Source organism: Pseudomonas sp. PARCl1, from assembly GCF_947311875.1.
GTDB classification, from domain to species: domain Bacteria; phylum Pseudomonadota; class Gammaproteobacteria; order Pseudomonadales; family Pseudomonadaceae; genus Aquipseudomonas; species Aquipseudomonas juntendi.
The window spans coordinates 32,805-51,514 of the sequence record NZ_CAMZMX010000025.1 but is presented as its reverse complement, the minus strand read 5'-3'; the positions used below and the strand labels follow the sequence as shown (position 1 = coordinate 51,514).

16 protein-coding genes and 1 tRNA gene are annotated in these 18,710 nt (G+C 62.8%); 7 read left to right on the top strand and 10 right to left on the bottom strand.

Annotated elements, in window-relative coordinates:
- Positions 1 to 88: 88 nt before the first annotated feature.
- The 3 genes from QME24_RS14870 (at position 89) to QME24_RS14860 (ending at position 1,852) form a co-directional block, all read left to right on the top strand.
- Positions 89 to 721, top strand: a complete 633-nt coding sequence (locus tag QME24_RS14870; protein ID WP_192441406.1) for a LysE family transporter — start codon at positions 89 to 91, stop codon at positions 719 to 721.
- A 180-nt stretch (positions 722 to 901) separates the two neighbouring features.
- Entirely contained in the window at positions 902 to 1,144 is a 243-nt protein-coding gene (locus tag QME24_RS14865; RefSeq protein ID WP_280091559.1) for a DUF2789 domain-containing protein, read from the top strand.
- 69 nt (positions 1,145 to 1,213) lie between these two features.
- Positions 1,214 to 1,852 carry an NADH:ubiquinone oxidoreductase subunit N gene (locus tag QME24_RS14860; protein WP_235768316.1) on the top strand — a complete coding sequence of 213 codons (639 nt, stop codon included), beginning with the start codon at positions 1,214 to 1,216 and terminating at the stop codon, positions 1,850 to 1,852.
- A gap of 6 nt (positions 1,853 to 1,858) precedes the next feature.
- Here QME24_RS14860 and QME24_RS14855 read toward each other — a convergent pair whose 3' ends face one another.
- From QME24_RS14855 to QME24_RS14845, 3 genes are all read right to left on the bottom strand, one after another.
- On the bottom strand, positions 1,859 to 2,296 hold the full coding sequence (locus tag QME24_RS14855) for a CBS domain-containing protein (protein ID WP_009682213.1): 438 nt from the start codon (positions 2,294 to 2,296) through the stop codon (positions 1,859 to 1,861).
- 220 nt (positions 2,297 to 2,516) lie between these two features.
- A complete protein-coding gene (locus tag QME24_RS14850; protein WP_235768317.1) occupies positions 2,517 to 4,247 on the bottom strand; it encodes a dipeptidase in 1,731 nt (576 codons plus the stop codon).
- 161 nt (positions 4,248 to 4,408) lie between these two features.
- Positions 4,409 to 4,485, bottom strand: a tRNA-Arg gene (locus QME24_RS14845).
- A 315-nt stretch (positions 4,486 to 4,800) separates the two neighbouring features.
- Between QME24_RS14845 and gabD the strand changes: the two genes are divergently transcribed.
- The 3 genes from gabD to QME24_RS14830 all read left to right on the top strand — a co-directional run bounded on the left by gabD (position 4,801) and on the right by QME24_RS14830 (position 9,101).
- A complete protein-coding gene (gabD, locus tag QME24_RS14840; protein WP_009682215.1) occupies positions 4,801 to 6,243 on the top strand; it encodes an NADP-dependent succinate-semialdehyde dehydrogenase in 1,443 nt (480 codons plus the stop codon).
- A 182-nt stretch (positions 6,244 to 6,425) separates the two neighbouring features.
- Positions 6,426 to 7,703 carry a 4-aminobutyrate--2-oxoglutarate transaminase gene (gene gabT, locus QME24_RS14835; RefSeq protein ID WP_029884784.1) on the top strand — a complete coding sequence of 426 codons (1,278 nt, stop codon included), beginning with the start codon at positions 6,426 to 6,428 and terminating at the stop codon, positions 7,701 to 7,703.
- Between the two features lie 135 nt (positions 7,704 to 7,838).
- Positions 7,839 to 9,101, top strand: a complete 1,263-nt coding sequence (locus tag QME24_RS14830; RefSeq protein WP_054905589.1) for a response regulator — start codon at positions 7,839 to 7,841, stop codon at positions 9,099 to 9,101.
- Between the two features lie 21 nt (positions 9,102 to 9,122).
- Here the strand turns inward: QME24_RS14830 and QME24_RS14825 are convergent, their stop codons facing one another.
- Complete coding sequence (locus tag QME24_RS14825; RefSeq protein ID WP_192441753.1) at positions 9,123 to 10,151, bottom strand: sensor domain-containing diguanylate cyclase; 1,029 nt, start codon at positions 10,149 to 10,151, stop codon at positions 9,123 to 9,125.
- 99 nt (positions 10,152 to 10,250) lie between these two features.
- Complete coding sequence (gene desA / locus QME24_RS14820; protein WP_054905587.1) at positions 10,251 to 11,435, bottom strand: delta-9 fatty acid desaturase DesA; 1,185 nt, start codon at positions 11,433 to 11,435, stop codon at positions 10,251 to 10,253.
- 146 nt (positions 11,436 to 11,581) lie between these two features.
- Here desA and dibA point away from each other — a divergent pair, with 146 nt between their 5' ends.
- The gene (dibA, locus tag QME24_RS14815) at positions 11,582 to 13,477 is read left to right on the top strand and encodes a phosphodiesterase DibA (RefSeq protein ID WP_280091558.1); all 1,896 of its coding nucleotides are present in this window, start codon (positions 11,582 to 11,584) and stop codon (positions 13,475 to 13,477) included.
- Positions 13,478 to 13,508: 31 nt separating this feature from the next.
- Here dibA and QME24_RS14810 read toward each other — a convergent pair whose 3' ends face one another.
- The 5 genes from QME24_RS14810 to QME24_RS14790 are packed head-to-tail and all read right to left on the bottom strand — an operon-like array spanning position 13,509 to position 18,625.
- Complete coding sequence (locus tag QME24_RS14810; RefSeq protein ID WP_009682222.1) at positions 13,509 to 14,153, bottom strand: methionine ABC transporter permease; 645 nt, start codon at positions 14,151 to 14,153, stop codon at positions 13,509 to 13,511.
- A complete protein-coding gene (locus QME24_RS14805) occupies positions 14,143 to 15,252 on the bottom strand; it encodes an ATP-binding cassette domain-containing protein (protein ID WP_232892833.1) in 1,110 nt (369 codons plus the stop codon). Before QME24_RS14805 ends, QME24_RS14810 begins: the two co-directional genes overlap by 11 nt.
- 1 nt (position 15,253) lies before the next feature.
- Positions 15,254 to 16,054, bottom strand: a complete 801-nt coding sequence (locus tag QME24_RS14800) for a MetQ/NlpA family ABC transporter substrate-binding protein (protein ID WP_029884778.1) — start codon at positions 16,052 to 16,054, stop codon at positions 15,254 to 15,256.
- Complete coding sequence (locus QME24_RS14795) at positions 16,047 to 17,444, bottom strand: LLM class flavin-dependent oxidoreductase (protein WP_280091557.1); 1,398 nt, start codon at positions 17,442 to 17,444, stop codon at positions 16,047 to 16,049. Before QME24_RS14795 ends, QME24_RS14800 begins: the two co-directional genes overlap by 8 nt.
- Complete coding sequence (locus QME24_RS14790; protein ID WP_054905583.1) at positions 17,444 to 18,625, bottom strand: SfnB family sulfur acquisition oxidoreductase; 1,182 nt, start codon at positions 18,623 to 18,625, stop codon at positions 17,444 to 17,446. Before QME24_RS14790 ends, QME24_RS14795 begins: the two co-directional genes overlap by 1 nt.
- Positions 18,626 to 18,710 lie beyond the last annotated feature (85 nt).

The window sequence follows — 18,710 nt, the reverse complement described above, 5'->3', positions numbered from 1 at the left end:
CACGCTGAATTCTGCAAAATTTGCTGGTCATATTTTCACCAACACCTTAGCTTAATCTTTTGCAACATTAGTGCGAGCGAGGTGTGTGATGTCGATGGAAGTATGGTTGGGCTTTTTTGCCGCCTGCTGGGTGATCAGCCTTTCCCCTGGCGCCGGGGCGATTGCCTCGATGTCCAGTGGCCTGCAATACGGCTTCTGGCGCGGTTACTGGAATGCCCTGGGCCTGCAACTGGGCCTGATTTTGCAAATCGCCATCATCGCCGCCGGCGTGGGCGCCGTGTTGGCCGCCTCGGCCACGGCGTTCCAGTTCATCAAGTGGTTTGGCGTCGCTTACCTCGTTTACCTGGCGTACAAGCAATGGCGTGCGCTGCCAATGGACATGACCGATGAGTCGGGCGTGCGCCCCATCGGCAGGCCGTTGAGCCTGATCTTCCGCGGTTTCCTGGTCAATGTCAGCAACCCCAAGGCGCTGGTGTTCATGCTTGCGGTGCTGCCGCAGTTCATCAACCCGCATGCACCGCTGCTGCCGCAGTATGTAGCAATCACCCTGACGATGGTCAGTGTCGACCTGCTGGTAATGGCGGGCTACACCGGTTTGGCCGCGCGGGTATTGCGCCTGCTGCGTACTCCCAGGCAGCAGAAGCGCTTGAACCGCACGTTTGCCGGGTTGTTCATTGGTGCAGCGGCGTTCCTGGCGACCTTGCGCCGCGCACCCGTCTGACAGGCGCGCTGCGATAAATGCAGGTTCGATCGAGTCTTGTCTGTCGGGGTGCTGTCTATCAGGGGGCGGATGATCACGATCATCCGTTTCACATGAGCATGGAGCCGAACCTGCAACTGGTGCTCTCAACCCATGCCGGGCCGGCAGCTTCGATGCACGCCCCGGCACCGAGGAGGAAACATGGACAAGCCGATTCATCCTTTGTCGGAAATCTTCAAACAGTTGGGGCTGTCTGATGACCCGGTCGAAATCGACCGCTTTATCACGACACACTCACCGCTCGAGGACGATGTCAAACTGGTCGATGCGCCTTTCTGGAGCGATTCGCAGCGCGCGTTCCTGAAAGAAAAATACATCGCCGATGACGACTGGATCCCGATGATCGACCAACTCAACAAGGCGCTTCACCCCCAGAAAAAATAAAGCGCCGAGCGGCACCTGACGTGTGAATGGCCGTTGCTATGCTCAGGAAAACAATCGGGGGATAGCGCGATGAAAGATCCCTACGTATCAGGTTTCTGGTGCTCCGTTTCCATCCTGGGCATTCTGACGGCCAGCTACTTCTACGGCATCAGGCAGGCGCATCAACTGAACCAGGCGGTGCAGTTCCTCTACGCCGCCGCCGCCGTCACCGTGGCTGTCGCCGTGGTGGCGCTGGCTTGGGTCGCCTGGCAGCAGTTGCACCTGAACAAGCGCGAAGTGATCCAGGGGCGCACGTTGCTGACCATCTGGAACACCAAAGTTGCGCTACGCCGCGTGGAAACGGTCTTCGATCGTTATTTCTGGGGCAGCTACTGGCATTCGGGGCGCACTTTCGAAGAGGTCATGGGCGAACTCAAGGGCACCCCGCTGGAGCAAAGCCTTGATGCGCTGAAGCGCCAGTGCCGGGTGCTCGACCGCGAGATCCACGACCACCATCATCATTGGCTGGCCAACGCCCGCGACCTGTCCAGCGTGGCCCAGGCCATGGCCCGCGAGCGCTACCAGCTGGACCTGGGCGAACCCACGAAAAGCGGGCATGGCAATACCGCTGTGCTCAATCGCGACCTCGAAGTGCTGGTCTACACCTGGTCGGCGCGCCTGCGCAGTTTTGACCACCAACTGGACGAACTGGAGCGCGGCTATCACTGAAAGCGCTTATTCGCCGCGTATGTATTGCTCCAGCTGCTTGATCAGGCTGGCTTGCTCGGCAATGGTTTCCTTCACCAGGTCGCCGATCGACAACAGCCCTAGCAGCTCGCCATTGCTCACGACCGGCAAGTGGCGCAGGTGACGGTCGGTCATCAGGTTCATGCAGTACTCGAGGTTCTGCCTGGGCTCGACCGTGACCACTGGTGCACTCATGATTTCCCGTACCGGGGTGGCGGCAGAAGAGCGGCCCTTGAGCACCAGCTTGCGTGCATAGTCGCGCTCACTGACGATACCCACCACCTGCTTGCCCTCGACTACCGGCAGTGCGCCGATGTTTTTCTCCGCCAGCATTTTCAGGGCGTCGAGCACCGAGTCATCCGGGCCGATGGTGTACACGGTCTGGTGCTGGGACTTGGTCTTGAGGATTTGTTCGACGGTCTTCATACGGGCCTCTGCGGGTGGAAAAGCGCTGTCTCGGTGTAACTAAAGCATCCGGTACGGCGCTCTGCACGGCAATGCAGGAAACGGCATGGAGTCGATTGAAAAACGTCATCGGTGTTCGCCTATGCGGGCCTCTTCGCGGCTAAAGCCGCTCCCACAGGTGTGTCATTGGCCTCAGAGCCTGTGATGCACCCTATGGGAGCGGCTTTACCGGTGCAGCCGATCAGAGCTTCGGCATTTGCCCGATCCGCGCGACCATTTCGCTGACGACCTGCAGGTCCAGCATGAACTGCTCTACCGTCTTGAACTCGTTGTCGTTGTGCCCGGTGTACTTCACGTCTGGCATGGCCAGGCCGAACTGCACGCCGTTAGGCAGGTCGTGGACCGACGTGGCACCCGCCGAGGTGCCGAACTCATGCTTCATGCCCAGGTTCTCGCTGGCCACCGCCAGCAGAGCCTTCACCCACTCGCCCTCGGGGTTGCGATACATCGGTTCGTCCAGGCTGTAGTCGAAGGCTACCGAGGTGCGGCTCTGCCGGGTCCATTTGTCCAGTCTGGTGGCCAGTTCGTCCTTGATCGTGGCAAGCGGCTTGCCCTTGGGAATGCGCAGGTTCACCGCCAGTTTCAAGCCTTTTTCGTCCACCCCTACATAGGTCAACGACGCGGTCAGCGGGCCCATGAACGGGTCTTTGAAGGCCACGCCCAGCTTGTTGCCCAAGTAGTCCAGGCCCCAGTTGTCGGCAGCGTAGCGGGCGGCGTCGGTGAATTGGTTGTGCTTGAGCGGTACCTGCTGGCCCAGGCCAGCAAGGAAGTCGAGCATGCGTGCAACCGGGTTTACCCCGGACTCCGGCTCCGAGGAATGCGCGGAAACCCCGGTTACTGTCAGCACCACCTGCTTGCCGTCGGCCTTGGCGTCGATGCTGAAGTCACCACCGTGCTGCTTTACATACCCGGCGCCGGCTCGCTGCAGTTGGTTGGCGAGTGCTGCCGGGTTGTCGGTGGCCAGGGTTGCGACCGAGGTGGTGGGGATCTGGTTGGTGGCCAGCCCGCCTGTCAGGTTGATGATTTCAGCACCTTCACCCGTGGCCGGGCGTTTGCTGAAGCTGGCCATGATCGTACCGTAGCCCTTTTCGGCAATGACCACCGGGTAGCCGCCATCCAGCGCCAGGTTGTAATCAGGCGTAGGGTTGCGCTCGAAGTAATAGGGGATCGCATCCCCACTGGTTTCTTCCGTCGTGTCGATCAGCAGCTTGAATTGCCGGGCCAGTGGCAGGTTCTCGTCCTTGGCCACTTTCAACGCATACATCGCGACAACGATGCCGTTCTTGTCGTCTTCGGTGCCGCGGCCATACATGCGGTCGCCAACCAGGGTGACCTTGAACGGGTCCAGGCGGGTGCCGTCGGCCAGCTTCCAGTTGTCCGGATTGACCGGCACCACATCGGCGTGGGCATGGATGCCGATCACTTCCTTGCCGCTGCCGAGCGAAATTTCGTAAACCCGGTTATCGATGTTGCGGAACGCCAGGCCGAAACTGTCGGCCAGTGCTTTGATCTTGTCGGCGATTTTCAGGAACGCCGGGTTTTCGTACTGCGGCGTACCCTCGACGTTGTAGGTTGGAATAGCCACCAGTTCGCGCAGGGTTTCAGTGGCAGCCTTGCCGTACTTGATGCGGGTATACAGACCAAGCAGGCGGTTGATCTCGTCCTGTTGCCCGGCGGCCAGCGGTTTGCCGTTCAGGTAGGCCTGCAGTGTCGCCTCAAGGTTATCGGCCTTGGCCAGGTCACTGCCTTTGAGCTTGCCGAGGAACTGCTTGAAGTCACGCGGGTCGCTGCCGTCGAAGGTTTTGACGATTGCCGCGGCCTGTTGCTGAGTGAGGTTGGCCTGGGCCGGTTGGGTGAACAGGCCGATGCTGGCCAGCAACAGGGTGGTGGCGGTGAGTTTTTTCAGGTGCATGGTTGCGCGCATTCCTTCGCCATGGATTGTTATGGGGTACCCGTTGGAGCAACGGGAGGACGCCCACGCTAACATCAATGGCCAGTGGCACGGGAGTGCCAGAAACGCGACATGTCGCACAAATGAAAAAGCCCCGGGCACAGGCCCAGGGCTTTTTGATATGGCGCACTCGGCGGGATTCGAACCCACGACCCCTGCCTTCGGAGGGCAGTACTCTATCCAGCTGAGCTACGAGTGCAACGCGCACGCATGATACCCATCTGCGCCGGTCGCGTCCATCGCCTTGATCTGTAGCCTTTTTTCCCGGTTGCCTGTGCCGGCCGGTTCGCGGCTGAAGCCGCTTCCGCCCAGTGGGAGCGGGCGTGCCCGCGAAAGGGCCGGTTGCCAGTACGCAGATGATGACTTTTCCGCCAGGCTGTTCAACCATTCGTTCTTTTTTTCGAACAGCCTATTGTCCAACACCCCAGCAGCCGCTTAGCATTCGTTTGAGATTTCAAACGCTCGATGCCCTGCCTTGGGCGCTTTTCAACAATCAACAATTCGGGAAGCCGACATGCAGCTCAAAGACGCTCAGTTGTTCCGCCAGCAAGCCTACATCAACGGTGAGTGGCTGGATGCGGACAATGGCCAGACCATCAAGGTGACCAACCCGGCCACCGGTGAAGTCATCGGTACCGTGCCTAAGATGGGCACCGCGGAAACCCGCCGCGCCATCGAAGCTGCCGACAAGGCCCTGCCGGCCTGGCGTGCCCTGACCGCCAAAGAGCGCTCGACCAAGCTGCGTCGCTGGTTCGAACTGATGATCGAGAACCAGGACGACCTGGCTCGCCTGATGACCACCGAACAAGGCAAGCCACTGGCCGAAGCCAAGGGCGAAATCGCCTACGCCGCCTCGTTCATCGAGTGGTTCGCCGAAGAAGCCAAGCGTGTCTATGGCGACACCATTCCGGGCCACCAGCCAGACAAGCGCCTGATCGTCATCAAGCAGCCAATCGGCGTAACCGCGGCCATCACCCCGTGGAACTTCCCGGCTGCCATGATCACCCGTAAAGCCGGCCCGGCCCTGGCCGCTGGCTGCACCATGGTGCTCAAGCCTGCTTCGCAAACCCCGTACTCCGCCCTGGCCCTGGTCGAACTGGCCCACCGTGCCGGTATCCCGGCTGGCGTGCTGAGCGTGGTTACCGGCAGCGCTGGTGAAGTGGGCGGTGAACTGACCGGCAACTCCCTGGTACGCAAGCTCTCCTTCACCGGCTCGACCGAAATCGGTCGCCAGCTGATGGAAGAATGCGCCAAGGACATCAAGAAGGTTTCCCTGGAGCTGGGCGGCAACGCCCCGTTCATCGTGTTCGACGACGCCGACCTGGACAAGGCGGTCGAGGGCGCGATCATCTCCAAGTACCGTAACAACGGCCAGACCTGTGTCTGCGCCAACCGTATCTACGTGCAGGACGGCGTCTACGACGCGTTCGCCGAGAAGCTGGCGGCTGCGGTGGCCAAGCTGAAGATCGGTAACGGCCTGGAAGATGGCACCACCACTGGCCCGCTGATCGACGGCAAGGCTGTCGCCAAGGTTCAGGAGCACATCGAAGACGCCGTTTCCAAAGGCGCCAAGGTGCTGTCCGGCGGCAAGCTGATCGAAGGCAACTTCTTCGAGCCGACCATCCTGGTTGATGTACCGAAAACTGCTGCTGTCGCCAAGGAAGAGACCTTCGGCCCACTGGCGCCGCTGTTCCGCTTCCAGGACGAAGCCGAAGTCATCGCCATGTCCAACGACACCGAATTCGGCCTGGCTTCGTACTTCTACGCCCGCGACATGAGCCGTGTGTTCCGTGTTGCCGAAGCCCTGGAGTACGGCATGGTGGGTATCAACACCGGCCTGATTTCCAACGAAGTGGCGCCATTCGGTGGCATCAAGGCTTCTGGCCTGGGCCGCGAAGGTTCCAAGTACGGTATCGAGGACTACCTCGAAATCAAATACCTGTGCATCAGCGTTTGATCGCACGGTAACGGCTTTACCTCTGCCAGCGGGGCGCGAGAGCGACGTCTCGCTGGCCTTTTTTACATTGCAGTACCTGGTGGCCAGGGCGCTTGTGGCAGTCGATCAACGAATACTGTTCGCGAGCACTCCCAGCCACCCCCGAATAAAAGCGCCATTACTGTCGGCGCAATGAGGGCATTATGAGCAAGACCAACGAATCCTTGATGCAACGTCGTGTAGCTGCCGTCCCGCGTGGCGTTGGCCAGATTCACCCGATCTTCGTCGACAGCGCGAAGAACTCGACCGTGATCGACGTTGAAGGCCGCGAACTGATCGACTTCGCCGGCGGCATCGCAGTGCTGAACACCGGCCACCTGCACCCGAAAGTGGTTGCAGCCGTGCAAGAGCAGCTGACCAAGGTCAGCCACACCTGCTTCCAGGTGTTGGCCTACGAGCCTTACGTCGAGCTGTGCGAAAAGATCAACAAGCTGGTTCCAGGCGACTTCGACAAGAAGACCCTGCTGGTCACCACCGGCTCCGAAGCCGTTGAAAACGCCGTGAAAATCGCCCGTGCCGCCACTGGCCGTGCCGGCGTTATCGCCTTCACCGGCGGCTACCACGGCCGCACCATGATGACTCTGGGCCTGACCGGCAAGGTCGTGCCGTACTCCGCAGGCATGGGCCTGATGCCAGGCGGCATCTTCCGCGCCCTGTTCCCGAGCGAGCTGCACGGTGTCAGCGTTGACGACGCCATCGCCTCGGTCGAGCGCATCTTCAAGAACGACGCAGAGCCACGCGACATCGCTGCAATCATCCTGGAGCCTGTACAAGGCGAAGGCGGCTTCCTGCCAGCGCCTAAAGAGCTGATGAAGCGCCTGCGCGCCCTGTGCGACCAGCACGGCATCCTGCTGATCGCCGACGAAGTGCAGACCGGCGCTGGCCGCACCGGCACCTTCTTCGCCATGGAGCAGATGGGCGTTGCGCCTGACCTGACCACCTTTGCCAAGTCCATCGCCGGCGGCTTCCCGCTGGCCGGTGTATGCGGCAAGGCCGAGTACATGGACGCTATCGCTCCGGGCGGCCTGGGCGGCACCTACGCCGGCTCGCCGATCGCTTGCGCCGCAGCCCTGGCCGTGATCGAAGTGTTCGAAGAAGAGAAACTGCTGGACCGCAGCAAGGCAGTAGGTGAGCGCCTGACCACCGGCCTGCGTGAAATCCAGAAGAAGCATCCGATCATCGGCGACGTTCGTGGCCTGGGTTCGATGATTGCCGTCGAGGTCTTCCAGAAAGGCACCCACACCCCTGACGCTGCTGCTGTTGGCCAGGTTGTGGCCAAAGCCCGCGAAAAAGGCCTGATCCTGCTGTCTTGCGGCACCTACGGCAACGTTCTGCGGATTCTGGTTCCGCTGACCGCCGAAGACGCGCTGCTGGACAAAGGCCTGGCCATCATCGAAGAGTGCTTCGCTGAACTTGCCTGATGTGATGCGCTTCAGAAAAAACCCGCCTCGGCGGGTTTTTTTATGCCCGGTGATGCGTCGGAGGCTATGGTTGTTGGATGATGCGCCCAGCACGTTGTAAAAGGCTGAGGCAAGGATTTACAGGAGTAGTTGGCGATGAACGCTGCAGAGCCCACCCCACCGAGCGTACTGATCGTCGAAGGCGACCCGTGGGTACGCGACATGCTCAGCGAGATGCTGCTGAGCGTTCGCTGCGATGCCCGCCTTCAGGTCTGCGCCGACGGCTCGCAGGCGCTCAGCGCCCTGGCCGCCAAGCCGGACCTGATCATTGCTGCACGTGAGCTGGCTGGCATCGACGGCCTCGACCTGCTGCGCAAAGTCCGCGCCAAAGGGTCGGGGTTGCCGTTCATCCTCATGAGCAACCGCAGCGACAGTGCAAGTGTGCGCGAAGCCCTGCCGCTGCACCCCACGGCGTACCTGAGCAAGCCCCTGAACCTGGGTAACCTGCGCAAGCGCCTGGAACAGTTGCTGCTGGGCGTGGGCGAAGAAATCGCCTGCCCGGTGCCGCCCTTGCAGCCCGGTGCCAGCCTGCGCGCTTACCTCGAACAGCGCCGGGCTACTGCCGATGGCGGGCCGCTGCTGGCCGACTTGCAGGTGGCGATCAAGCGAGCCCTGAACCCTGAAGGCCTGAACCTGAAGGTGCTGGAAGAAGAAGTCTGCCGTGACCCGCAAGTGACCGCGGTGCTGATAGCGGCTGCCAACAGCGCAGCCCTGCACCGTGAAGCACCGGTGCAAACCCTGCTGCAAGCCCTGAACAAGCTGGGCAGCACACAAAGCATGAACCTGATTCTGGGCATGACCCTCAAGCGCAGCGCCCGCCTCAGCGACCCCTTGCTGGCGCAGCATGCGGCGCAGTACTGGGACTTGTCCCTGCACACCGCCGAATATGGCCGTACGCTGGCGCGCCTGCTGGCGCTGGACGAAGGGCTTTGCTATTGCGCGGGGTTGCTGCATTGCCTGGGTGACCTGGCGGTGCTGCGCTGCCTGCAGGAATGGCGCCTGGCGGGTGGCGAGCTGGACGAAGACAAGGTCCAGTTGTCGCTCAACGAGTTCGGTGCCGCTTTCGGCTCGGCGCTGCGCACCCGCTGGCGCTTGCCGTTGGCTTTACGCGAGCTGATCGCGGCGATCTATCAACTCGGTGGCGGGGTGTACTCGCGCGATATTCTGGCCATGAACCTGGCCGGGCAGTTGGCGCGGCTACCGGCTGAGCAGGGGCTGGCGAAGATTGCCAGTGGCAAGACAGCGCGTTTGCTGAAGATGGGCTTGCCGGAGCTGACCCGGTTGCGCAAGGTGGAGAACCCCGAAACCAGTTCGCAGCCCGCGGCTGAAGGCCCGATACAAGCCGACGATGTTCCTTGAGCCGGGCAGGCGTAAGGGGGTTCAACCGCGCACGATCTGGTTCTTGCCCTGCCGCTTGGCCTGGTACATCGCCGCATCGGCGCGGGCATACAGGCTGTCCAGCGCCACATCTTCACCGGTCAACCCGGTAAGCCCCTGGCTCACTGTTACCCCGTAGGTGTGCGCCCCATGGCTGAAGCTCAAACGCTGAATCTGCCGCTGTAGCCGCTCGGCTATCTGCCCGGCCAGCTCGGCACTGCACCCTGGGAAGACTGCCGCGAACTCTTCGCCGCCAATACGCCCGAACAGGTCGCCACGGCGCAACACGGCCTTGCCGCTGTCGGCGATGTGCTGCAGCACCTGGTCGCCTTCCTGGTGGCCATAGCTGTCGTTTATCTGTTTGAAGTCGTCGATGTCCAGTAACAGGAAGGCCAACGGCGTGCCGTTTTCCCGGGCGCTGTCAAACGCCGCTTGGGCGCATTCGAAGAAGTGCCGGCGGTTGCTGCTTTGGGTCAGCACGTCAATGGTGGCCAGGCGCTGCAACTCGCCTTCCAGCTGCTTTTTCTCGGTGATGTCTTCGGCAATGCCGACGATGATCACGCGGTCGCCGTCATGCTGCTGGTTGATGTAGCACTTGTCGCTCAACCAGCGCACTTGCCCGTCAGCATTGATGATACGGTACTCGCGGTCCTCGACCGCGCTTTTGAGCAGCACCTGGGCCAGGCTGCGCTCGGCGTATTCCAGGTCGTCGGGGTAGATGCTGTCGCGCCACTCGTTGAAGTCGGCCAGTACCAGGCTGGCCGGGCGGCCGAAGATGCGCTCGTAGGCGGGGCTTACGTACAGCACTTCGCGTGTTTCCCAATCGAAAGCCCAGAGCACCGCGTTGACACTCTCGAGCAACGAGCTGAACAGCTGTTCGCGTTCGCTCAGGCGGGCGACTTCACCTTGCGCATGAAGGAGCGCCAGTAAAGTGCGGGCGGCTCCCGGTGGTACCGGGCCCGGCGATGTGATTGGAATATTCTTGGCCATGTGCACGTAGCGAGTCTCGACGTGAAAGCGTGCGGCCAGCATCCTGCCCGCCACGCGGGCGATGTGCGGGGTTTGAGTGGGGGCGAGGTGGTTAAGTTCCAGCTGGCACGCCCCATGCTGGGGCGTGCCGATCAACGGCGATCAGGCGCCGACCGGGCGCAGGGAATAGGTTTTCAGCTGTGCCGCGAAGTCGCGCAGGGCTTGAATGCCACTGGTTTCGGCTTCGTGTACCCAGTCCTTGATGGCGGCCAGCATGTCATGGCCGTTGGCGCTGGTGCGGGCCCAGATCTGCTGCAAGGCCAGGCGCTTTTCGTAGATGGTTTTCAAGGCCTGGCTGTGCGCAAGCATCGATTCGATGCGCACATGGTGGCGGTCTTCGAGCAGGCTGGTTTCACGGGATAGCAGGCGCTTGGCACGGCGGAAGTGGTGGCGCACCGAGGCGTCGACACGCGCCAGTTCCAGCTTGACCAGTGGGGCGATCACCAATTTGCGGTACTGGGCCATGATCTGGAAGCGGTTGTTGAGGATCGCCATGGCGGTGTCCATGTCCAGGCTACCTTTGCCTTCCACCCGATGGGCAATCGGCGCCACACGCTGCACCTTGGCCAGGCGCAGCAGGCAGAACAGGCGGATCCACGCCCAGCCCATGTCGAACTCCCAGCGCTTGACCGACAGCTTGGCCGAATTGGGGTAGGTGTGGTGATTGTTGTGCAGCTCTTCACCGCCGATCACGATGCCCCACGGCACCAGGTTGGTGGCCGCGTCACGGCATTCGAAGTTGCGGTAGCCGAACGCGTGGCCCAGGCCGTTGACGACACCGGCAGCCCAGAACGGGATCCACATCATCTGGACCGCCCAGATGGTGATACCGAGGGTGCCGAACAGCAGCAGGTCGATCACGGCCATCAACGCGATGCCGCCCAGTTTGTAGCGCGAGTAAAGGTTGCGCTCGATCCAGTCATCAGGGCAGTTCTTGCCGTAGATGCGCAGGGTGTCTGGGTTGCGGGCCTCTTCGCGATACAGCTCGGCGCCTTTGCGCAACACCGTGCTCAGGCCTTTGTGCACGGGGCTGTGCGGGTCGTCGGGTGTTTCGCACTTGGCGTGGTGCTTACGGTGGACCGCCGTCCACTCGCGGGTGTTCTGCGCCGTGGTCAGCCACAGCCAGAAGCGGAAGAAATGCTTGAGCGCGCCGTTGAGCTCAAGGGCTCGGTGCGCAGAGTAGCGATGCAGGTAGACCGTGACGCTGACAATGGTCACGTGGGTCATCAACAGGGTGATGCCGACCAGTTGCCAGGCCGACAAGTCGAGCAGGCCGTTGTACCACATAGATGTAAATGCCCTCGAAATGCGGGGGGAAGGGTCGATTATCCCTTGGTGGGGAAATAAAACCAGTCAACTGTTCAGACAGGAGGTCACGACATGTTTCAGCCTTTATAATGCCCCTTTCTTTTCAATGGGCTATCCCACCCGACATGTCTGTTTCCGTTCGCGACGCCTTGCGCATGGCCGCGCTCTATGTGGTGCTCTCGATCCTCTGGCTGGTGCTGGCCGAGGTGATGCTGCAGAGCATGACCGACGACCCCCTGGCATTGACCGTGGGGCGGCAGATCAACGTGGTGGTGTGGGTGCTGTGCAGTGCCTTGCTGATTTATCTGTCCTGGGTGCGGCTGCTGCATTTCATCGGCCATGGCGCGCGGTTGCGCTGCGAAGACCGGGAACGCCTGCGCATGGCCGCCGCGGTGTTCGACAGTACCCTGGAAGGGGTGCTGGTAACCGACCGCCAGGGCCTGATCGTGCACGTCAACCGTGCCTTCATGCGCATTACCGGTTACCAGCAGCACGAGGTGATCGGCCAGCGCCCGAGCAAGTTCAAGTCGGGCCGCCATGGCCAGGCCTTCTACCAGCAGGTCTACGCCACCCTGGCTGAAAAGGGCGAGTGGAGCGGCGAAATCTGGAACCGGCGCAAAAGCGGCGAAATCTACCCGCAGTGGCAGACTATCTGCGCTATTCACGATGACGAGGGTGAGCTGAGCCATTACGTGGCCGTGTTCAGTGACATCAGCGCGATCAAGCATTCGGAGCAGGAACTGGCCTACCTGGCCCACCACGACCCGCTGACCGGCCTGCCCAACCGCTTGCTGTTCAACGACCGCGTCGAGCAGGCCCTGGCCGCGGCGCAGGCCAACAAGCGTGGGTGCGCCCTGCTGCTGCTGGACCTGGACCACTTCCAGAGCATCAACGATGGCCTTGGCCACACCATCGGTGACCAGTTGCTGAGGCTGGTGGGGGAGCGCCTGGGCAAGATATTGGGCAATGGTGTGACCTTGGCCCGGCTGGGCGGTGACGAGTTCGGCGTGCTGGCCGAAGGCTGCCAGCAAGTCGGCCAGGCAGGCAAACTGGCGCAGGGCATCATCGAGCGCATGCGCGAGCCGTTCCTGTTCGATGGCCATCGGTTGTTCATCAGTGTCAGTGCCGGTATCAGCCTGTTCCCCAGCGATGCCTTGTGTGCCGAACAGTTGCTGCGCAACGCCGATTCGGCGTTGTACAAGGCCAAGGGCAATGGGCGAGCCTGCTATGCGCTGTACACCGAAGAACTGACGGCCCACGCCCAGCACCGGGTTGAAACAGCGGGCGAGTTGCGCCGCGCACTGGAGCATGACGAACTGCGGGTGTTTTTCCAGCCGGTACACGACCTGGCGACCGGCAGCCTGGTCGGGGTCGAAGCGTTGGTGCGCTGGCAGCATCCGCAGCGCGGCCTGGTGCCGCCGGGCGAGTTCATCCCGATCGCCGAGCGTACCGGCCTGATTGCCGAGATCGATGCCTGGGTGCTGCGCCAGGCCTGCCGGCAAATGGTGCAGTGGCAGGCGCAAGGCCGGCAATTGGCGTTCGTGGCGGTGAACATCTCCAGCCGGCTGTTTGGCCAACATGAGTTGTACCGGCAAGCGGCCGACGTCCTGCACGACACCGGCCTGGCCCCCGCCTTGCTGGAGCTGGAAGTGACCGAAAGCGCTGTGATGGAAGACCCGGAGGTGGCGCTGGAGCAACTTCACCGCTTACGTGAGCTTGGCGTGACCCTGGCCATTGATGACTTCGGCACCGGCTACTCTTCGCTGCTGCGGCTCAAGCGTTTGCCCGTTCAGAAGCTGAAAATCGACCAGGGCTTCGTTGCCGGGTTGCCGCTGGATGAGGATGACATCGCGATCGTGCGGGTGATCATCGCCCTGGCCCGCAGCATGGGCATGCAGGTGCATGCCGAGGGTATCGAGCAGGCAGAGCAGGCCGCCTTCCTGCTGCAGCAGCAGTGCCAGCTGGGGCAGGGGTACTGGTTCGGGCGGCCGGTGCCGGCTGCGGATTTGCACTGGGATTGAGGGCCTCTTCGCGGGTTTGCCCGCGAAGAACTCAACGCTTGTTCAAGCCTTTTGCCAATCGGTCGCCACCCAGCTGGATCAACGCCACCAGCGCCACCAGCATGGCGATCACGGTCAGCATGATCTGGCTGTCGAAGCGCTGGTAGCCATACCGGTAGGCGATGTCGCCCAGCCCGCCGGCACCGATCGCCCCGGCCATGGCCGAGGAGTTGATCAGGGTCACCAAGGTGATGGTGAAACCGCCGACAATGCCCGGCAACGCTTCGGGCAACAACACATGCCAGACAATGTGCCAGCGCCGGCAACCCATGGCCTGCGCGGCTTCCACCAAGCCATGGTCGACTTCGCGCAGGCTGACCTCGGCGATCCGGGCAAAGAACGGCGTGGCGGCGATGGTCAGCGGGACAACCGCCGCCCACACACCATAGGTCGTACCCACCACCAGCCGGGTGAACGGGATCAGCGCGACCATCAGGATCAGGAACGGGATCGAGCGGAACAGGTTGACGAAGGCGCCCAGTACCCGGTTCAGCAAGGCTGCCTCGAATATGCCACCCCTGCCGCTGGTGACCAGCAGCAGTGCCAGGGGTACCCCCAGCAGCAAGGCGATAAGCGACGACACGCCAACCATCAGCAGGGTATCGAGCAAGCCTTCCAGCAGACGATCAAACCACATGGCCCAGCACCTCCACGTTGTCCGCCCAACGGCGGGCGCGTTGCAGCAATTGTTGGGTATCGTGCGGTGCGTGCTGCACCGACAGGATCAACTGGCCCAGGGCGTGCTCGCCAATGGTCGCCACGCCGCCCTGCAGCAAGCGCACGCGACCGCCCAGGTCGTGGAGCAGGGCAGACAGTTCAGGCTCGCCAAGTACACTCAGTTGCAATACCACGGCGCAGTCACGGCTTGTGGGGTGGGCCTGCAGGCTGGCTTGCAGCGCCGCAGGCAGCCGCGCTTGCAGCGGCGCAAGCAGGGTTCGGGTGACCTCGTGGTGAGGGGCGCCGAAGACACGCCAGACTTCGCCCTGCTCGACCACCTCGCCGCGGTCCAGCACCACCACCCGGTGGCAGATATCACGGATGACCGCCATCTCGTGGGTAATCAGCACGATGGTCAGGCCCAGGCGCCGGTTGATATCGCGCAGCAGTTCCAGGATCGAGGCCGTGGTCTCCGGGTCCAGCGCGGAGGTGGCTTCGTCGCACAGCAGGATCTCGGGGTCATGCACCAGTGCCCGGGCAATGCCCACGCGCTGTTTCTGCCCGCCTGACAATTGCGCGGGGTACACGTGGTGTTTCTCCTGCAGGCCGACCAGTGCCAGCAGCTCCCGGACCTTGCGTTGTCGCTCGCCCTTGGCCACGCCCGCCACCTTCAAGGGCAGCTCGACGTTCTGCCACACCGTCTTCGCCGACAGCAGGTTGAAATGCTGGAAGATCATGCCGATACGCCGGCGCAGCGCCACCAGCTGGTCGTCATCGAACGCCGCGATGTCCACCTGGTCGATCAGTACCCGGCCGTGGCTGGGGCGTTCCAGGCGGTTGATGGTGCGTAGCAACGAAGATTTGCCGGCGCCGCTGCGGCCGATGATGCCGAACACTTCGCCCTGGCGAATGTTCAGGTCAATGCCGTGCAAAGCGGGTTGCGCCTGCCCAGGGTAGGTCTTGCCCAGGCCGATGAAGCGTACATGGGCTTGATTGATTTCCGGGTGCAGGGCGTGCTCCCTGGCCGTTGACGCTCGCGGTTGGGGGGTGGGCGCCTTAAATGCGCTGGCCTGGCTCATGTCAGCCTTCCCAACCGGCCTGGTACAGCTTGCCGTGAGCCTTGTCCAACGCTGCGCGTACGGCAGGCGAATGTTGGTAGATGTCGACGAACTGTGCCAGGCGTGGGTCGTTTTTGCTCTGCGGGCGAATCACGAATTGAATCACGTACTCCTTGTTTTCCAGACCGTCGAACAGCAGCGCTGAACTGGCATCGAAGCTGTTGGCCAGGCGAATGTATGCCGGGTACCCCTGCACCAGGTCGGCGTCGTCATAGGCACGCACCAGCTGCACGGCTTCGACTTGCAGGATCTTCAGCTTTTTCGGGTTGGCGACAATGTCGTCCTCGGTGGCTTTGTAGCCAACCCCTGGCTTGAGCGTGATCAACCCGGCCTTGGCCAGCAGTTGCAGGCCGCGGCCGCTGTTGATCGGGTCGTTGGCGATGGCCACGCTCGCCCCTTCAGGCAGGTCGGCGAAGCTTTTGTACTTTTTCGCGTACAGGCCCACGTTGTTGATAATGCCCGGTGCATAGGGCACCAGGTCGAAGCCCGCAGCCGCCTTGGCATTCTCCAGGAACGGGATGTGCTGGAAGTAGTTCACGTCGATGTCGCCGCTGTTGAGGCTGACATTGGGCGCGATCCAGTCGCTGAACTCGATCAGCTTCACCTCCAGGCCTTGCTTGTGGGCTTCTTCCACGGCGGCTTCCAGCGGGATCGCAAAGGCCGAGGTAGTGCCGATCTTCAGGGGTTCGGCGGCCTGGGCAGTGGCGCACAGGCCGAGGGACAGGGCGATGGCCACGACGGGCCGGAACAGTTTTTCAAGCATGGTGCAGGGCTCCAGTCGGTGCAGGGGTAGGGGTGCGGTTAAAGCGGTAAGCCGAACCAGGGTGGTCGGCGGGCAAGTGCGGGTGGTCGGCCTGGAACAGTTTCTGGCGCAGGGTGCCCTCGGCGTACGCGGTCTTGTAGCGGCCGCGTTGTTGCAGTTGAGGAACGACCAGGTCGATGAAGTCCTCAAAGCTCTCCGGGGTGACGGTGCGGGTCAGGTTGAAGCCGTCCAGGCCGGTCTCGTCGAGCCAGGCGATCAACTGTTCGGCGACCTGCTCGGGGTCGCCGACGACCTTCACGTAGCGCCCGCCCAGCGCGTGCTGTTGCAACAGGCGCCGGCGGGTCCAGGCGTTGCCCTGCAACTGGCGGGTGGCTGACTGAATGGCGTTGCCCTGGCTGAAGGGGATCGGCTCGTCCAGTGCATAGGCCGCGAAGTCAATGCCGGTCGAGGCCGCAAAATGTGCGACGCCGGCCTCGGCGCTGGCATGCTGCAGATACTCGGCATGCTTGGCCTGGGCCTGTTGCTCGGTCGCCGCGACGATCACCGTGATGCCCATGAAGACCTTGACCGCCTGCGGGTCGCGCCCGGCAGCCGAGGCAGCCGCGCGTACCTGCTCGACCTGGGCGCGGGCCGCGGTCTTGTCCTGAGCGCTGATGAACACACATTCGGCATGTTGCCCGGCGAAGCCCAGGCCGCGTTGCGAACTGCCTGCCTGGAACAGTACCGGGGTGCGCTGCGGCGAGGGCTCGCACAGGTGGTAGCCCTCGACCTTGTAGAACTCGCCATGGTGCTGCACCTTGCGCACCTTGTCGGGGCGGGCATAGATGCGCTGCTCGCGATCAGCGACCACCGCGTCGTCGGCCCAGCTGCCCTCCAGCAGCTTGTACAGCACCTGCAGGTATTCGTCGGCCTGGTCGTAGCGGCGGTCATGTTCGGGTTGCTGTGCCAGGCCCATGGCGCGGGCGGCACTGTCGAGGTAACCGGTTACGATGTTCCAGCCAACCCGGCCCTGGCTCAGGTGGTCCAGGGTGGATAGGCGTCGGGCGAACAGGTACGGCGCCTCGTAGGTCAGGTTGGCGGTAAGGCCAAAACCCAGGTGGCGAGTGACGGCGGCCATGGCCGAAACCAGCAGCAAGGGGTCATTGACCGGCAACTGGATGGCCTCTTTGAGGGTGACGTCCAGCGATTGCCCGTAGATATCGTAGGTACCGACGATATCGGCGATGAACAGCCCATCGAACAGGCCCCGCTCCAGCAGGCGTGCGAGCTGGGTCCAGTACTCCAGGCTGGTGTACTGGGTCGAAGTGTCCCGTGGGTGGGTCCACAGGCCGTGGTTGATGTGCCCGACACAGTTCATGTTGAAGGCATTGAGCAGGATTTGCTTGGCCATCAGAGCGTCCCCCGGCGTGGCGGGTTGACGTCGTTGAGGTAGTAATTGCCGATGGCGTGGTATTTCCAGCGGACCGGGTCGTGCAAGGTGTGCACGCGGGCGTTGCGCCAATGGCGGTCGAGGTTGTGCTCGGCCAGCGTCGCTTGGCTCCCACTCAGTTCGAACAGGGCAGTGCCGGCGGCAAGCGCGATTTCCGTGCTGCTGGCACGCGCTTCGGCCACGGCGATGGACGCCGCGGCGACGGTGTCGGCGGTGCTGTCGTTGCGGGCGCGGTCGAGGTATTCGCCAGCGCGTTCCAGCAGGGCTTCGGCCGCGTGCAGGCGGATCGCCAGGTGGCCGAAGCTTTTCAGCGTCAGTGGGTCATCGCTTGCCTTGTCCAGGCCTGCGTCGACCCATGGTCGGCTGCGGGTGCGCACGAAGTGCAGGGCATCCTCGTAGGCGGCGCGGGCGATGCCGGTGTCGATGGCGGCGTGAAGAAGCTGCGCCAGCGGGCCGACCGGGGTGGGGCGCTCGAAGGCGCTCTGGAAAGGCACCACGTCCGCTGCGCTGACGTAAACGTTGTCCAGCAGAACCGAGCCACTGCCGGTGGTGCGCTGACCAAAGCCGCTCCAGTCGTCGATCACCTGCACGCCCTGGCTATCGGCCGGCACGAACACCAGGTGCTGCACGCCCTGTTCATCGACCACCGACGTGGGAATACGCTGGGCGTAGATGGCGCCAGTCGCGTAGAACTTGCGGCCATTGATGCGAAAGCCGTCACCGTCACGGCTCAGGCGGGTGGTGCGTTCGTTGGCGGTCTTGGTACCCAGCTCGGCCAGGGCATTGCCGAAACGGCGGCCGGCCAGTACTTCGCCATACAGCCGCTTCTGTTGTTCGGGGCTGCCGTTTACCCGCAGTACTTCCAGGCTGTAGAAATGATTCTGTGGGATCTGCCCCAGCGAGCCGTCGGCCTGGGCGATGCGGGCGATGACCTTGGCCAGGGTGACGTTGGACACGCCGGCGCCGCCGAAGGCCTTGGGCACACTGATGGCCCACAGGCCGGAGCGGGTGAACAGGTCCAGTTCGCTGTGCGGCAGCCGGCGTTCGCGGTCGCGCAGGGCGCTGTCGCGGCGCAGTTGTTGGGCGATTTCGTCGGCGACATGCAGGGCTTGGGTGTCGCTGGTGATGATTCTGATGGTCATGGGTTTCTCCGGGCCTTGGGAGCGCGATGCGGCCCATCGCGACACAAGGCCGCTCCTGCAGGGATACGCGGTTCCATGCCGGTCC

Coding starts and splice junctions, on each gene's coding strand:
- dibA (WP_280091558.1), top strand. CDS start 11,582: ATGTCTGTTTCCGTTCGCGACGCCTTGCGCATGGCCGCGCTCTATGTG.
- QME24_RS14830 (WP_054905589.1), top strand. CDS start 7,839: ATGAACGCTGCAGAGCCCACCCCACCGAGCGTACTGATCGTCGAAGGC.
- gabT (WP_029884784.1), top strand. CDS start 6,426: ATGAGCAAGACCAACGAATCCTTGATGCAACGTCGTGTAGCTGCCGTC.
- QME24_RS14790 (WP_054905583.1), bottom strand. CDS start 18,625: ATGACCATCAGAATCATCACCAGCGACACCCAAGCCCTGCATGTCGCC.
- QME24_RS14865 (WP_280091559.1), top strand. CDS start 902: ATGGACAAGCCGATTCATCCTTTGTCGGAAATCTTCAAACAGTTGGGG.
- QME24_RS14855 (WP_009682213.1), bottom strand. CDS start 2,296: ATGAAGACCGTCGAACAAATCCTCAAGACCAAGTCCCAGCACCAGACC.
- QME24_RS14860 (WP_235768316.1), top strand. CDS start 1,214: ATGAAAGATCCCTACGTATCAGGTTTCTGGTGCTCCGTTTCCATCCTG.
- QME24_RS14795 (WP_280091557.1), bottom strand. CDS start 17,444: ATGGCCAAGCAAATCCTGCTCAATGCCTTCAACATGAACTGTGTCGGG.
- QME24_RS14805 (WP_232892833.1), bottom strand. CDS start 15,252: ATGAGCCAGGCCAGCGCATTTAAGGCGCCCACCCCCCAACCGCGAGCG.
- QME24_RS14800 (WP_029884778.1), bottom strand. CDS start 16,054: ATGCTTGAAAAACTGTTCCGGCCCGTCGTGGCCATCGCCCTGTCCCTC.
- gabD (WP_009682215.1), top strand. CDS start 4,801: ATGCAGCTCAAAGACGCTCAGTTGTTCCGCCAGCAAGCCTACATCAAC.
- QME24_RS14870 (WP_192441406.1), top strand. CDS start 89: ATGTCGATGGAAGTATGGTTGGGCTTTTTTGCCGCCTGCTGGGTGATC.
- QME24_RS14825 (WP_192441753.1), bottom strand. CDS start 10,151: ATGCTGGCCGCACGCTTTCACGTCGAGACTCGCTACGTGCACATGGCC.
- QME24_RS14850 (WP_235768317.1), bottom strand. CDS start 4,247: ATGCACCTGAAAAAACTCACCGCCACCACCCTGTTGCTGGCCAGCATC.
- QME24_RS14810 (WP_009682222.1), bottom strand. CDS start 14,153: ATGTGGTTTGATCGTCTGCTGGAAGGCTTGCTCGATACCCTGCTGATG.
- desA (WP_054905587.1), bottom strand. CDS start 11,435: ATGTGGTACAACGGCCTGCTCGACTTGTCGGCCTGGCAACTGGTCGGC.